The sequence below is a fragment of the Streptomyces sp. NPDC001920 genome (assembly GCF_053594495.1).
The window spans coordinates 208,595-221,673 of sequence record NZ_JBSFEP010000008.1 but is presented as its reverse complement, the minus strand read 5'-3'; the positions used below and the strand labels follow the sequence as shown (position 1 = coordinate 221,673).

14 protein-coding genes are annotated in these 13,079 nt (G+C 69.9%); 10 read left to right on the top strand and 4 right to left on the bottom strand.

Going from position 1 to position 13,079, the window contains the following annotated elements; genetic code table 11:
* Positions 1-14 precede the first annotated feature (14 nt).
* Complete coding sequence (locus ACWCPI_RS16105) at positions 15-428, bottom strand: SsgA family sporulation/cell division regulator (RefSeq protein ID WP_451038698.1); 414 nt, start codon at positions 426-428, stop codon at positions 15-17.
* A gap of 261 nt (positions 429-689) precedes the next feature.
* Between ACWCPI_RS16105 and ACWCPI_RS16100 the strand changes: the two genes are divergently transcribed.
* Both ACWCPI_RS16100 and ACWCPI_RS16095 read left to right on the top strand, forming a co-directional pair.
* Positions 690-2,243 carry an RDD family protein gene (locus ACWCPI_RS16100; RefSeq protein ID WP_451038697.1) on the top strand — a complete coding sequence of 518 codons (1,554 nt, stop codon included), beginning with the start codon at positions 690-692 and terminating at the stop codon, positions 2,241-2,243.
* Between the two features lie 89 nt (positions 2,244-2,332).
* Positions 2,333-3,025 carry an RDD family protein gene (locus ACWCPI_RS16095; RefSeq protein WP_451038696.1) on the top strand — a complete coding sequence of 231 codons (693 nt, stop codon included), beginning with the start codon at positions 2,333-2,335 and terminating at the stop codon, positions 3,023-3,025.
* Positions 3,026-3,034: 9 nt separating this feature from the next.
* On the opposite strand, the gene ACWCPI_RS16090 is transcribed toward ACWCPI_RS16095, so the two are convergent.
* The gene (locus tag ACWCPI_RS16090) at positions 3,035-3,298 is read right to left on the bottom strand and encodes a hypothetical protein (protein ID WP_451038695.1); all 264 of its coding nucleotides are present in this window, start codon (positions 3,296-3,298) and stop codon (positions 3,035-3,037) included.
* A 391-nt stretch (positions 3,299-3,689) separates the two neighbouring features.
* On the opposite strand from ACWCPI_RS16090, the gene ACWCPI_RS16085 reads away from it, so the two are divergent.
* Both ACWCPI_RS16085 and ACWCPI_RS16080 read left to right on the top strand, forming a co-directional pair.
* Positions 3,690-6,038, top strand: a complete 2,349-nt coding sequence (locus tag ACWCPI_RS16085; protein ID WP_451038694.1) for an immune inhibitor A domain-containing protein — start codon at positions 3,690-3,692, stop codon at positions 6,036-6,038.
* 158 nt (positions 6,039-6,196) lie between these two features.
* The gene (locus ACWCPI_RS16080) at positions 6,197-6,547 is read left to right on the top strand and encodes a hypothetical protein (RefSeq protein WP_388800262.1); all 351 of its coding nucleotides are present in this window, start codon (positions 6,197-6,199) and stop codon (positions 6,545-6,547) included.
* 369 nt (positions 6,548-6,916) lie between these two features.
* Here the strand turns inward: ACWCPI_RS16080 and ACWCPI_RS16075 are convergent, their stop codons facing one another.
* Together ACWCPI_RS16075 and ACWCPI_RS16070 are read right to left on the bottom strand one after the other, a co-directional pair.
* Positions 6,917-7,507 (bottom strand): isochorismatase family protein, encoded by a 591-nt coding sequence (locus tag ACWCPI_RS16075; RefSeq protein ID WP_451038693.1) that lies wholly within the window; start codon positions 7,505-7,507, stop codon positions 6,917-6,919.
* A 136-nt stretch (positions 7,508-7,643) separates the two neighbouring features.
* A complete protein-coding gene (locus ACWCPI_RS16070) occupies positions 7,644-9,002 on the bottom strand; it encodes a nicotinate phosphoribosyltransferase (protein ID WP_451038692.1) in 1,359 nt (452 codons plus the stop codon).
* Positions 9,003-9,120: 118 nt separating this feature from the next.
* On the opposite strand from ACWCPI_RS16070, the gene clpS reads away from it, so the two are divergent.
* The 6 genes from clpS (at position 9,121) to ACWCPI_RS16040 (ending at position 13,079) form a co-directional block, all read left to right on the top strand.
* Entirely contained in the window at positions 9,121-9,438 is a 318-nt protein-coding gene (clpS, locus tag ACWCPI_RS16065; RefSeq protein WP_019757729.1) for an ATP-dependent Clp protease adapter ClpS, read from the top strand.
* 41 nt (positions 9,439-9,479) lie between these two features.
* Entirely contained in the window at positions 9,480-10,088 is a 609-nt protein-coding gene (locus tag ACWCPI_RS16060) for a DUF2017 domain-containing protein (RefSeq protein WP_451038691.1), read from the top strand.
* A 363-nt stretch (positions 10,089-10,451) separates the two neighbouring features.
* Complete coding sequence (locus tag ACWCPI_RS16055) at positions 10,452-11,891, top strand: amino acid permease (protein ID WP_388800249.1); 1,440 nt, start codon at positions 10,452-10,454, stop codon at positions 11,889-11,891.
* A 158-nt stretch (positions 11,892-12,049) separates the two neighbouring features.
* Positions 12,050-12,472 (top strand): Mov34/MPN/PAD-1 family protein, encoded by a 423-nt coding sequence (locus tag ACWCPI_RS16050; RefSeq protein ID WP_023550192.1) that lies wholly within the window; start codon positions 12,050-12,052, stop codon positions 12,470-12,472.
* A 116-nt stretch (positions 12,473-12,588) separates the two neighbouring features.
* Complete coding sequence (locus tag ACWCPI_RS16045; protein ID WP_019759525.1) at positions 12,589-12,684, top strand: putative leader peptide; 96 nt, start codon at positions 12,589-12,591, stop codon at positions 12,682-12,684.
* A 116-nt stretch (positions 12,685-12,800) separates the two neighbouring features.
* The gene (locus ACWCPI_RS16040; protein WP_019759526.1) at positions 12,801-13,079 is read left to right on the top strand and encodes a MoaD/ThiS family protein; all 279 of its coding nucleotides are present in this window, start codon (positions 12,801-12,803) and stop codon (positions 13,077-13,079) included.

Genomic DNA, 13,079 nt, shown 5'->3' with positions numbered 1-13,079 from the left:
CCGCCGGGTACGGCTCACCGGGCGAGCAACTGGTCGAGCGCGTCGTCGATCCCCAATTGCTCGCCCTCCGCTCCCGGCGGCACCACCCGCAGCGTCCGCTCCAGCCAGGCCGACACCTGGGCCGCCGGCGCCTCCAGCAGGGCGTCCCCGTCCGGCGAACTCAGCGCCATCAGCACGACGCTGCGGCCCCCGGTCTTCGTCGGCCACACCCGTACGTCCCCGTGCCCACACGGCCGGAACACCCCCTCGACGAGCAGGTCGCGGGAGAACGTCCAGTCCACGGGGTGCTCGGAGGTGATGTGGAAGGTGACATGGACGGCGTACGGGTCGTCGCTGCGGTAGCTCAGCCGGGCCGGTACGGCGACGCTGCGCTCCGGCGACAGGATGAGCTTCAGCTCCAGTTCGCGCTCGATGACGGTGCGATGCATGGCGTGGGTGTCCTCTCCCGTGATGTGTGCCGGCCCTCGGAGCGGGCTCGTACGAGTGGAGAGGAAGCGGGGGGCGGATCATTACGCGGGTTCGCCGGACTTTTCCGGGGCCTGTTCTCCGGGCGCTTCCGGTGTGGTGAAGTACGTGTACGAGGTTGCCCGGAAAGGGGTGGGTCCCGCGGGACTGGCGGTGGATGTTGCGCCGGTCTGATAGATGTGGAGGCCCTCAACCGACCCTCGAGCAGATACCGGACGACGGACATGAGCGCCCCAACCCCGGCCCCCGGTGACGACAGGCCCCGCGAAGGGTATTACCCGGACCCGTCCATTCCTGGATATGTCCGGTACTGGAACGGCGCCTCCTGGGTGCCGGGCACCAGCCGTCCGGCACCGACCGACGGCGAGACGCTCAGCCCGCCGCCGGGCGCCCACCCTGACGGCCCCGCGTCCACGGCCGCTCCGGCGGCCTCGGTCGAGGAGACGGGCCCGCACTTCTTCGACGAGGACCCGGCCGCGGAGCCCGCACCGGACGGGGCGCAGCACGGCGGCCGCCCGGATCCCGCGTCCGCCTGGGGGGCCGACCCGTCGCGCCAGGCCGGTTTCGGCGGCGACCAGGACCACCGCGTCTCCTGGGGCGCCCAGCAGGGCGGTGACCCGAGGGACCCGCGCGCGGCGTCCGGCCGTGCCCAGCAGGGCGCCGCCCCGTCCGCCCGGGCGGAGGCGGACTCCGGCGACGTCGACTCCGGAAACACGTTCATGATGCGCAGACCCACGGCCGGGTCCGGTGAGGCACCCGCCGCCGGCACCCCGGGCCGGGCCGCCGCGAACATCCCCGGCCCCGGCGGCCCCGCGCCCGCCGATGGCACCATGGCCATCCGCGCGCTGTCCCCGCGCACCGGGCAGCAGGGCGGGGCGGCCGGGGCGCAGGCCGGGAGCACGGGCGCGTCCGCCGGTTCGGGCGCCGCACATACGGACGCGCACCGCCCGTCGGCGACCGGTGCCCCGCAGGGCCCCGGCTTCGGCGCCGGCAAGGCCGCCGCCGAGCGCGCCGCGGTGGCCCAGGCACAGGCCCAGGCGGGCGCTCAGGCCGCCGCCGCTCCGACGGCTCCGGCCGCCCCGCACCAGCCCTCCCCGAGCGTTCCCCAGCAGGCCGGCCCGCCGCCGGCGGCCGCCGGGTCCGCCGCGCCCATGGCTTCCGGTGCCGGCGGTGGGCAGTCCTCCTGGGCGCAGCAGGTCCACCGGCTCGCGGACCCGTCCGCCGACGACCAGCCGGTCGCCCCGTGGAAGCCGGTGCGCGAGGACCCCTTCGCGGCGGCCGCCCTGCGCCAGGCCGCCGCCCGCCCCGCGAACCTCGGCAAGCGGCTGGCCGCGCGCCTGGTGGACACCGTGGTGCTGGCCGCCGTCACCGCGGTGGCCGCCGTGCCGCTCGGCACCAGGGCGATCGACCACGTCAACGGCAAGATCGACGAGGCCAGGCTCTCCGGCCGGACGGTCACCGTCTGGCTGCTGGACGGGACCACGTCGGTGTATCTGGGGATCGTCCTCGCCGTCCTGCTGCTGTTCGGACTCCTCTACGAGGCGCTGCCCACCGCCAAGTGGGGCCGCACGCTGGGCAAGAAGCTGCTCGGCCTGGAGGTCCGGGACATCGAGGCCCACGAGCCCCCGCAGTTCGGCGCCGCCCTGCGCCGCTGGCTCGTCTACAGCGTCCCCGGCCTGCTGGTGGTCGGGGTCGTCGGTGTGCTGTGGTGCCTGTTCGACCGGCCGTGGCACCAGTGCTGGCACGACAAGGCGGCGCGTACGTTCGTCGCGGGGTGACCGCGTACGGCGTACGGCCTGGTTGATCTCGTACCCCGGACGGCCCCGCGCCGGATGCGAAGCCGCGGGGTTCGCGGTCGACTCGGGCCATGAGCAGCGAACCGCCTCCCGGCCCCGGCCAGCAGCCCCCGGAAGACGACCCGTTCAGGAAGCAGCCGCCGCAGCCGGGCGGCTCGGATACGCCGTATGGCGAGCAACCGCCGTACGGCGGCCAGTCCCCGCCCCCGCCCGGCGGCGGGGGCGGACCGTACGGCGGCGGTCCCTACGGTGGTGGCGGCCCCTACGGGGGCGGTGACCCGTACGGCGGCGGTGGCGGCCCCGCCGACCCGCTCGCCGGGATGCCGCCTCTGGCCGACAGTGGCAAGCGCACGCTGGCGCGCATCATCGACATGATTCTGGTGGGCGTCGTCGTCTGGCTGCTCACCTGGGGCTTCGGCGTCACGGAGTACGACGTGGACACCGGCGACGTGGAATACGGCAAGTCCTTCGTGCAGTCACTCGTCGCCGCCGTGCTCTTCATCGGCTACGACACCGCCATGACCGTCCGGTCGGGACAGACGCTCGGCAAGAGGCTGCTCAACATGCGGGTGGCCAACCTCGACAACGGCGCCACGCCGTCCGTGCAGACCGCGCTGATCCGCGCGGCGGTGCTGTGGATCCCGTTCGCCTTCTGCTGCGCCTGTATCTGGACCGCCATCGCGGGCGGCTGGAGCTACTTCGACCGGCCCTACAAGCAGGGCCTGCACGACAAGGCGGCGAAGACGGTGGTGGTCAGCGTCTGACGCGGGCCGTCAGGACTGCGTCAGCACGGGCTCCTCGGTCTGTTCGGACCGGTCCGTTTGGGCGGCGGACCTGCGGACCGCCACCACCCGGGACCTTTGGGGCATGGGCACCGTCATGGCGACCAGCAGTCCCAGCAGGAGCGCCGCGACGGCGATGATCGCGATCCCCGCGCCCGAACTCGTCTGGGAGAGCAGGAGCATGGCGAGCGTCGAGAAGATCACGGTGCACGAGCCGTAGGCGAGCTGTGCGGCAGTCGGACGAGGCATGATCATCGTGTCCTCGGAATCAGGGGTGCACGGGGGTCTCGGCCTGGCTTTCCGCCGATGTCCGGGCGTTCCGCCATCCGACTCTAACCGCGTGCATGCCCGAGGGGAACAAACAGTAAGCGTGACCTGACCAACAGTGCCGGTGCACGGGGGGCGCACGGAGTCATGGCGTCCACCAAGTGGACGGCGCCGCGCGCCCGTTGGTGAAAGACCGTTGTCCGCTAAATGAATCACCGGCTCCGCATAGTGCAATTGACCTGTCCAAGTCAAGGTCTGTCTTTTCTCGTTAACCTCTAGTCAAATGTCGTCACTTGACTACACGCGTTGATCGGCGCGCGCGGACCCTCCATGACCAGGATCCTTCATTCCGCGCGCCCGCACGCGGGGGAGGAAGCAAGTGACCAGCAGACCCTGGACGTTCAGAGCGGCGGCTACCACCGTCGCGCTCGCGACGGCCGCGGCGACCTTCTCGACCTATGCGGTGGCGCAGGCCGACGAGGGAACGTCGAAGGCTCCCGTGGAGCGGCACGACCCGGCGGAACACAATCACGTCGACCACGACCTGGAAGGGCCCCTGAGCAAAACTCAGGAGGCGCAGCGCGAAGAAGCCCTGAACCAGGTCATATCCGGCGAAGCGAAGGTGACCAAGCGCGAAGGCTCGCAGGTCGTCCGGCTCAAGAGCAAGAAGGGCGACAGCAAGTACGTCGAGCTGGGCCGCGAGAAGACCGACAAGATCTTCACGATCCTGGTCGAGTTCGGCGACAAGATCAGCGAGTTCGGCGGCACGCCCGGCCCGCTGCACAACCAGATAGCCAAGCCGGACCGCAAGAAGGACAACTCCACGGCCTGGAAGGCCGACTACAACCAGAAGCACTTCGAGGACCTGTACTTCGGCACCGGCAAGAAGACCGAGTCGGTCAAGAAGTACTACGAGAAGCAGTCCTCCGGCCGCTACTCGGTCGAGGGCGAGGTCTCCGACTGGGTCAAGGTCCCCTACAACGAGGCCCGCTACGGCAACAACGCCTGCGGCCAGACCAACTGCTCCAGCGTCTGGAACGTCGTCAGCGACGGTCTGAACGCGTGGGTCTCCCAGCAGAAGGCGGCTGGGAAGACCGACGCCGAGATCAAGGCGGACGTCAAGCAGTTCGACCAGTGGGACCGCTACGACTTCGACGGCGACGGCGACTTCAACGAGTCCGACGGCTACATCGACCACTTCCAGATCGTGCACGCCGGTGAGGACGAGTCCGCGGGCGGCGGCGCGCAGGGCGAGGACGCGATCTGGGCCCACCGCTGGTACGCGTTCGGCACCGACGCGGGTGCCACCGGCCCCGAGGGCAACAAGCTGGGCGGCGCGAAGATCGGCGACACCGGCGTCTGGGTCGGCGACTACACGGTCCAGCCGGAGAACGGCGGACTCGGCGTCTACGCCCACGAGTACGGCCACGACCTCGGTCTGCCGGACCACTACGACACCGCGGGCGGCGAGAACTCCACCGGGTTCTGGACGCTGATGTCCTCCGGTTCCTGGCTCGGCACCGGCAAGAACGAGATCGGTGACCTGCCCGGCGACATGACCGCCTGGGACAAGATGCAGCTGGGCTGGCTGAAGTACGACACGGCCAAGGCCGGCACGCACTCGTGGCACAAGCTCGGCGTCGCCGAGTACAACACGAAGCACAAGCAGGCCCTCGTGGTCGAGCTGCCCAAGAAGAAGGTCACCACGCCGATCGTGGAGCCGGCTCAGGGCGCGAACCAGTGGTGGAGCGGCAGCGGCGACAACCTGTCCAACACCCTGACCCGTTCCGTGGACCTCACGGGCAAGTCCGCCGCCTCGCTCACCCTCGACGGCTGGTGGGACATCGAGGCGGGCTACGACTACCTCTACACCGAGGCTTCCACCGACGGCGGCGCCAACTGGACGGCCCTCGACGGTACGGCGGACGGCGTGGCCCTCGGCAAGGACGCCAGCGGCAAGCCGGCGCTCGACGGCTCCTCGCAGACGCACAAGAAGCTGGTCTTCCCGCTCGACGCCTACGCCGGCAAAAAGATCGACCTGCGCTTCCGCTACCAGACGGACGGTGGAGTGGCCCAGAAGGGCTTCGCGGCCGACGAGATCACCGTGACCGCCGACGGCACGGCCCTGTTCTCCGACAACGCCGAGACCGCGGACGCCGCTTGGACGAAGAAGGGCTTCGCCCGCATCGGCGCGTCCATCACGGACGACTACGCGCAGTACTACATCGCCGAGAACCGTCAGTACGTGTCGTACGACAAGACCCTGAAGACGGGCCCGTACAACTTCGGCTTCTCGAAGTCCCTTCCGGACTGGGTGGAGCACTACGCGTACCAGAACGGCCTGTTGATCTGGAAGTGGGACACCTCCCAGCAGGACAACAACACCAGCCAGCACCCCGGTACCGGCCTGGTCCTGCCGATCGACTCCCACCCGACCGTGATGAAGTGGTCCGACGGCACCCTGATGCGCAACCGCATCCAGTCGTACGACTCGCCGTTCAGCAAGTTCCGCACGGACGGCATGTGGCTGCACAACGCGGACGTCGCGACCAAGATCCCGTCGAGTGCCGGGGTGCCGGTCTTCAACGACCACACCAGCACGTACTACGACGCGACGAACCCGGCCGCGGGCGTCAAGATCACTGACACCAACACCAAGATCAAGATCCTCAAGGAGGCGAAGGACGGCTCGACGATCGAGCTCGAAGTCGCCCCTGCGGTGAAGTAAACAGCGTTTTCGCAGGTCAGAGCATGATCGGCGGTGACCCCCTGGCGGGGTTGCCGCCGATCGTGTTTAGGTGCACCCTGTGCTTCCGTTATTGACACCGGCGCCGACGCCGGCCCCGACCCTGACCTCGACACCGAATCGCACGGGGGTGTGACCGCATGGCCGCAGGAGGTTTCTGCAAGCTGCCGACCGGCAGCGTGGTGGTGGCGCTGAACCTGCCCAGACCCACCGCCCACGGCACGGGCTGCGTCCGTGTCCTCGTCCACGCCCAGAACCGCGCCCGAGCCCTGACCAGGCTCCGCAACCTGGGCATGCGCGCCGTCTACCTGCGCGGCAACGCCGCCCCGCCGACCCCGGACGAGATCACGGCGGTCCTGCACCACCCTGACGGCCTGATATGGCGCACGGCCCCCGACAACGGTGTCGGCACGGTCCCCGGCCCGGAGCTGGCCCAGGAACTGTGGCACCCGATCAGGGCCCTGCTGAGGCGCCCGGCGGCAACGCCCTAGCAGAGACCCTCACGGCGCGCCCCAGGCGATGCGCGGCACTGGGGCGCTGAGCCGACCTGTGGACACCGGCGAGCGTGCGCTCACGCCGTCAGGGGCGCGGGGAACTGCGCGACCAGCCACGACGCACCGGCACCCGCCCACGGCGATGCACGCCGCTGAGCCGGCCTGTGGGGACACCGGCGAGGGTGCGCTCACGCCCTGGGGGCGCGGGGAACTGCGCGACCAGCCACGACGGCGCCGGGCCCGGCTGACGGCACATCGCGGCACCCCCAGCGGAGCGTCGTCGCGGGGAACTGCGCGACCAGCCACGACGGCGCCGGGCCCGGCTGACGGCACATCGCGGCACCCCCAAGCGGAGCGCGGACGCGGCTACGCGACGACCGGCTTCCCGGTCAGTTCCACGCCCGCCTCGCGCAGCTCCTCCAGCGCCCGCTCCGTGGTCTCCGTGGCCACCCCGGCCGTCAGGTCCAGCAGGACCTGCGCCCGGAAGCCCTCCCGCACCGCGTCCAGCGCGGTCGCGCGCACGCAGTGGTCCGTGGCGATGCCCACCACGTCCACCTCCGAGACCTCCCTGGCCCGCAACCAGTCGCCCAGCTTCACGCCGTGCTCGTCGGCGCCCTCGAACCCGCTGTACGCCGCCGCGTACGCCCCCTTGTCGAAGACGGCGTCGACCGCGCCGGAGGCGACCGCGGGGGCGAAGTTCGGGTGGAAGCCGACACCCTCGGTGCCCGCGACGCAGTGGGCCGGCCAGGAGTGCGCGAAGTCGGGGTTGGTGGAGAAGTGCCCGCCGGGCGCGATGTGGTGGTCACGAGTGGCCACGACGTGCTGGTAGCCGGACCCGGCCGCCTGCCCGATCAGCTCGGTGACGGCGGCGGCCACGTCGGCACCGCCGGCCACCGCGAGGCTGCCCCCCTCGCAGAAGTCGTTCTGCACGTCTACGACGATCAAGGCGCGGCGCATGGTCGGTGTCCTTCGGTTATGGACGCGGAGGTCGGGACGGTGAATGGGTGCGGGCCCGGCCGTGAACTTCCGAGCCTAGAGACTTCCCGTTCGGTACGGGAGGGGGCATGGGGTGAGCATGCCGGGCGCGCTCGCTTCACGCCCCCGCCGGGCTCCCCGAGCGCCCGTTGACATACTCCGTGGGAATGACGGGTTCCCCTCGCGACAGCTGCGTCGCGGACAGCGGCAGGTTCGCCCGGGCGGCCGTGTGCCGGTCCCGTACGACGTCCAGCGGCTCCCGGCCCAGCACGTCACCCCCCTTGACCAGCTCGACCAGCAGCTGCCGTTCGGCGAGCTCGGGCGGAACCGTCCCGGTGCCGATGACCTCGGCCTCCGCGACGCCGTACTCGTCGAGGCGGCGCGCGGCCCACTTGCGGCCGCCGACGGAGGTCTTGCCGCCGGTGGACTTCTTCGCCACCGCCACCATCGGCGCCCCGGGGTCGGCCGACTCGGCGCGGGCGACCAGCTTGTAGACCATCGAGCTGGTGGGGTGCCCGGACCCGGTCACCAGCTGGGTGCCGACGCCGTACGCGTCCACCGGCGCCGCCGCCAGCGAGGCGATGGCGTACTCGTCCAGGTCGGAGGTCACGATGATCTTCGTGTTCGTCGCGCCCAGCTCGTCCAGCTGCTGCCGCACCCGGTGCGCGACCAGCAGCAGGTCGCCCGAGTCGATGCGGACGGCGCCCAGCTCGGGCCCGGCGACCTCCACGGCCGTACGGACCGCCTCGGTGACGTCGTAGGTGTCCACGAGCAGCGTGGTGCCGCGGCCCATGGAGTCCACCTGGGCCTGGAAGGCGTCCCGCTCGCGGTCGTGCAGCAGAGTGAAGGCGTGGGCGCTGGTGCCGACGGTGGGGATGCCGTAGCGGAACCCGGCGGCCAGGTCGGAGGTGGAGGTGAAGCCGCCGAGGTAGGCGGCCCGGGAGGCGGCGACGGCGGCCAGCTCGTGGGTGCGCCGGGCGCCCATCTCGATGATCGGGCGGTCACCCGCGGCCGACGCCATGCGGGAGGCGGCCGCGGCTATGGCGGAGTCGTGGTTGAGGATGGAGAGGATCACGGTCTCCAGCAGCACGCACTCGGCGAAGGTGCCCTCGACCCGCATGATCGGCGAGCCGGGGAAGTACACCTCCCCCTCGGGATAGCCCCAGATGTCGCCGGAGAAGCGATAGCCCGCGAGCCAGTGAAGGGTCTCGTCGTCGACGATCCTGCGCTCGCACAGGAAGCCGAGGACGCCCTCGTCGAACCGGAAGTTCTCCACGGCGTCCAGCACCCGCCCGGTGCCCGCCACGACGCCGTAGCGCCGACCGTTCGGCAGCCGCCGGGTGAAGACCTCGAACACCGACCGTCGCTCGGCGGTGCCCGCCTTCAGGGCGGCTTGCAGCATCGTGAACTCGTACTGATCCGTGAAGAGCGCCGTCGAGGGGACGTCCACCGGCAGCCCAAGGTCCGCTGTGTTCATGAGGGGGATGGTACCCCCATTTCGTCAGTCTGACGATTTCGGGGGCGGGGCGTCCGCTCCTGCCTCAACGCACGCGTTGCGCAGCCCGTTTGTGCGACCGCGCCCCTCGGGTGGCAGCATGGGCTGTGTGACGTCACCCGCTCCCCTTGAGATCGAACGCACCGAGTCGGCGGAGGAAGTCTTCGCCGTACCTGAGCCCGACGTCCCCTGGGTCACGATCGTCCACAACGACCCTGTCAACCTCATGAGCTACGTGACGTACGTCTTCCAGACGTACTTCGGCTACTCCAAGGACAAGGCCACCAAGCTCATGCTCGATGTCCACCACAAGGGCCGGGCGGTCGTCTCCAGCGGCACTCGTGAGGAGATGGAACGCGACGTGCAGGCCATGCACGGCTACGGCCTGTGGGCCACCCTCCAGCAGGACCGGAAATGACCCGACCCGCCTCGCAGGACCGGAAGTAGCGAATCTCCTCCATGCCAGGAACCTTCGAACCGCTCCCCGGCGGCGGCGCGGCCGTCGCTCTCGACGACGTCGAGATCTCCATCATCCGGTCGCTGGCCGTCCAGCTCCTGGAGCTCATCGGCCCCGGCCCCGCCGAGGACGCCTCCGGCGACCCCCTCGCCGAGCTGTTCGCCGAGGGTCCGAGCGAGCCGCCGGCCGACCCGGTGCTCAAGCGCCTGTTCCCGGATGCCTACAGCGACCCCGAGGGCACCCCGCAGGCCGCGGAGGCCGAGGAGCAGCGGGCGTACTCCGCGGAGTTCCGTCGCTACACCGAGAACGACCTGCGTGCAGGCAAGCGCGACAAGGCGCTCGCGGTGGTCCGCTCCCTGGACGCGCTCAGCGCCGCCTCCGCCGGAGAGGGCGGCGCGGTGCTCAAGCTCTCCCCCGAGGAGTCCCGGCAGTGGCTCGGCGCCCTCAACGATCTGCGGCTGGCCATCGGCTCGCGGCTGGAGATCACCGATGAGGACGACACCGACCTGCTCTACCGGCTCCCGGACGAGGACCCGCGCAAGCCGATGGTGATGGCGTATCTGTGGCTGGGCGGGCTCCAGGAGACACTCGTCGAGACGCTGATGCCATGAATCGCGATGGTTTTGTGACCACATGTGGTGATTCTGTGTTCGCTCAGAGGACGCTCAAATCCGAATAACGATCCTGTCAACGCCGTCGCCCTCTATGGGCGGCGGCGGTTCGTTTGTCCGGTTCTTCTTGTGTGATGCGCCACATGTCCCGGACCCGATCACTGTCACGGCCGTGATAAATCTTCACGACCGCCCGGCGAACACCACCCGAATGTTCGGCCGGGTGCGCCATGTGGCCGGCGGATCGCCGACCAGGCACGGGTGGGCCCCGCGGCCCGCCCAACTCCATCAATCCGGGGGGATCGAGACCCGATCCGAGGCCGACGAAAGGCCCGGGTCGGCATGGAGAAAGGCGCACTACACATGACCTCTTCGAAGGTCACTGACACGCAGGCCGCCGAAGCCCCCGAGGAGGGGTACGAGCGCGGTCTCGGCAGCCGTCAGGTCCAGATGATCGCGATCGGCGGCGCCATCGGCGTCGGCCTGTTCATGGGTGCCGGAGCGAACATCGCCAAGGCCGGCCCCAGCATCATCCTCATGTACGCCCTCGCGGGCGTCGTCATCTTCTTCATCATGCGGGCCCTGGGCGAGCTGCTCCTCTACCGGCCCGTCTCCGGCTCCTTCGCCGAGTACGCCCGCGAGTTCCTCGGTCCGTTCTTCGGCTTCGTCACGGGCTGGACGTACTGGCTCATGTGGGTGGTCACCGGCATGGCCGAGCTCACGGCCGCCGCGATCTACATCCACTTCTGGTTCCCGGAGATCCCGCAGTGGGTCAGCGCCCTGGTGTTCCTGGTGGTGCTCTTCGGCGTCAACCTGATCTCCGTCAAGATCTTCGGCGAGGTCGAGTTCTGGTTCTCGATGATCAAGGTCACGGCCATCATCGGCATGATCGTCATCGGTCTCGGCGTGCTCACCCTCGGCTTCTCCGACGCCGGTGACACCGCTACCGTCTCCAACCTCTGGGCGCACGACGGCTTCTTCCCCAACGGCATCGGCTCCAGCCTGATGACCCTCCAGGGCGTCATGTTCGCCTACCTCGCCGTCGAGCTCGTCGGCGTCACCGCGGGCGAGTCCGAGAACCCCGAGAAGACCCTGCCCAAGGCCATCAACACCCTGCCGTGGCGCATCATCGTCTTCTACGTCGGCGCGCTCCTCGTGATCCTCTCCGTCGTGAAGTGGACCGAGTTCTCCGCCGGCGAGAGCCCCTTCGTGCACGCCTTCGGCAAGATCGGCATCCCGCTCGCCGCGGGCATCGTCAACTTCGTCGTGCTCACCGCGGCTCTGTCGTCCTGCAACTCGGGCATGTACTCCACCGGCCGTATGCTGCGCGACCTGGCCTCCAACAGCGAGGCGCCGCAGGCGTTCGGCAAGCTCAACGCCCGCAAGACGCCCGCCGTCGGCATCACGGTCTCCGTGGCGCTCATGGGCATCGGCGTGGTCCTGAACTACGTCGTCCCGGAGAAGGCGTTCCTCTACGTCACCTCCGTCGCCACCGCGGCCGGCATCTGGACCTGGATGATGATCCTGGTCAGCCACATCCGCTACCGCGCCGCGGTCGACGCGGGCCGGCTGCGCGCCTCGTCCTTCCCCGCTCCCGGCGGTGCGCTCTTCAGCTGGGTGGCACTGCTCTTCCTCATCGGCGTGACCTGCATGATCGCGTACGACAAGGACGCGCGGATCTGCCTGTACGTCGCGGCCGGCTGGGCCGTCGCCCTCGGCGTCGGCTGGAAGGTCCTCAAGAGCCGCAACCCGCAGCTCGCCGCTCGCGGCGGCGAGGAGCCGGAGCTCGAGAAGGTCGGCTGACCCGAGACCGTGGACGTCCAGCCGGCAGAGGGCACTCGTGGCGCCCTCTGCCGGCTGCCGCTCAGGACGTCCACACTCAGGACGTCCCCGCGTCCGGCATGTGGGCCGTCCCGTACCACTCCTCGGTACGGGACGGCCCATCTGCTTATCCTGACCGCATGCTGACCATCACCCAGGCCCTCGTCGACCAGATCGTCGCCCACGCGCGCAAGGACCACCCCGACGAGGCGTGCGGCGTCGTCGCCGGGCCGGCCGGCTCGGACCGCCCCGAGCGCTTCATCCCCATGCTGAACGCCGCCATGTCGCCGACGTTCTACGAGTTCGACTCCGGGGACCTGCTCAAGCTCTACCGCGAGCTGGACGACCGCGACGAGGACCCGGTGGTCATCTACCACTCCCACACGGCGACCGAGGCCTACCCGTCCCGCACCGACATCTCCTACGCCAACGAGCCCGGCGCCCACTACGTCCTGGTCTCCACCGCCGACACCGACGGCCTCGGCGACTTCCAGTTCCGCTCCTTCCGGATCGTCGACGGCGAGGTCACCGAGGAGGAGGTCAAGGTCGTCGAGGCCTACTGATCCACGTCCCGCCGGAACGACCGCCTGAACAGCGCGGTCTCACTCTCCGACCCAGATCCGTCCGAGATGTGGGATCGCCTTCCAGAACCCGGACCGGGAATCGATACGATGACCCCATGGTTTCCCACGACGTGAGCGAAAAGACGCCGGGCATGCTGCTCGTGGCGCGGCTGCACGTCGACCTGTGCAGGCTCGCCAGCGCCATCTGTTGACGCGACACCCTGCCGCCGTACGGCCGTGAGCCGCGGCGCTGCACACACGCACCACCCTGCTGCACTTGCGCTGCCGCGCGCCCCCGACTGACTACTCCCGACAGGAGCCCTGAGCCATGGCCATCGAGGTCCGCATCCCGACCATCCTCCGCACGTACACCGACGGTCAGAAGGCGGTGGAGGGCAGCGGTGACACCCTCGCCGACCTGTTCACCGACCTCGAAACCCGGCACACGGGCATCCAGGCACGCATCGTCGACGGCGACCAGCTGCGCCGCTTCGTCAACGTGTACCTGAACGACGAGGACGTCCGCTTCCTCGACGGCATCAACACCAAGCTGTCGGACGGCGACAACGTCACGATCCTGCCGGCCGTGGCCGGCGGCATGGCCTGA

Excerpts from the sequence above, each read along its gene's own strand:
- ACWCPI_RS16050 (WP_023550192.1), top strand. The coding sequence starts at position 12,050 with ATGCTGACCATCACCCAGGCCCTCGTCGACCAGATCGTCGCCCACGCG.
- ACWCPI_RS16075 (WP_451038693.1), bottom strand. The coding sequence starts at position 7,507 with ATGCGCCGCGCCTTGATCGTCGTAGACGTGCAGAACGACTTCTGCGAG.
- ACWCPI_RS16060 (WP_451038691.1), top strand. The coding sequence starts at position 9,480 with ATGCCAGGAACCTTCGAACCGCTCCCCGGCGGCGGCGCGGCCGTCGCT.
- ACWCPI_RS16070 (WP_451038692.1), bottom strand. The coding sequence starts at position 9,002 with ATGAACACAGCGGACCTTGGGCTGCCGGTGGACGTCCCCTCGACGGCG.
- ACWCPI_RS16095 (WP_451038696.1), top strand. The coding sequence starts at position 2,333 with ATGAGCAGCGAACCGCCTCCCGGCCCCGGCCAGCAGCCCCCGGAAGAC.
- ACWCPI_RS16090 (WP_451038695.1), bottom strand. The coding sequence starts at position 3,298 with ATGATCATGCCTCGTCCGACTGCCGCACAGCTCGCCTACGGCTCGTGC.
- ACWCPI_RS16055 (WP_388800249.1), top strand. The coding sequence starts at position 10,452 with ATGACCTCTTCGAAGGTCACTGACACGCAGGCCGCCGAAGCCCCCGAG.
- clpS (WP_019757729.1), top strand. The coding sequence starts at position 9,121 with ATGGGCTGTGTGACGTCACCCGCTCCCCTTGAGATCGAACGCACCGAG.
- ACWCPI_RS16080 (WP_388800262.1), top strand. The coding sequence starts at position 6,197 with ATGGCCGCAGGAGGTTTCTGCAAGCTGCCGACCGGCAGCGTGGTGGTG.
- ACWCPI_RS16105 (WP_451038698.1), bottom strand. The coding sequence starts at position 428 with ATGCATCGCACCGTCATCGAGCGCGAACTGGAGCTGAAGCTCATCCTG.
- ACWCPI_RS16045 (WP_019759525.1), top strand. The coding sequence starts at position 12,589 with ATGGTTTCCCACGACGTGAGCGAAAAGACGCCGGGCATGCTGCTCGTG.
- ACWCPI_RS16040 (WP_019759526.1), top strand. The coding sequence starts at position 12,801 with ATGGCCATCGAGGTCCGCATCCCGACCATCCTCCGCACGTACACCGAC.
- ACWCPI_RS16100 (WP_451038697.1), top strand. The coding sequence starts at position 690 with ATGAGCGCCCCAACCCCGGCCCCCGGTGACGACAGGCCCCGCGAAGGG.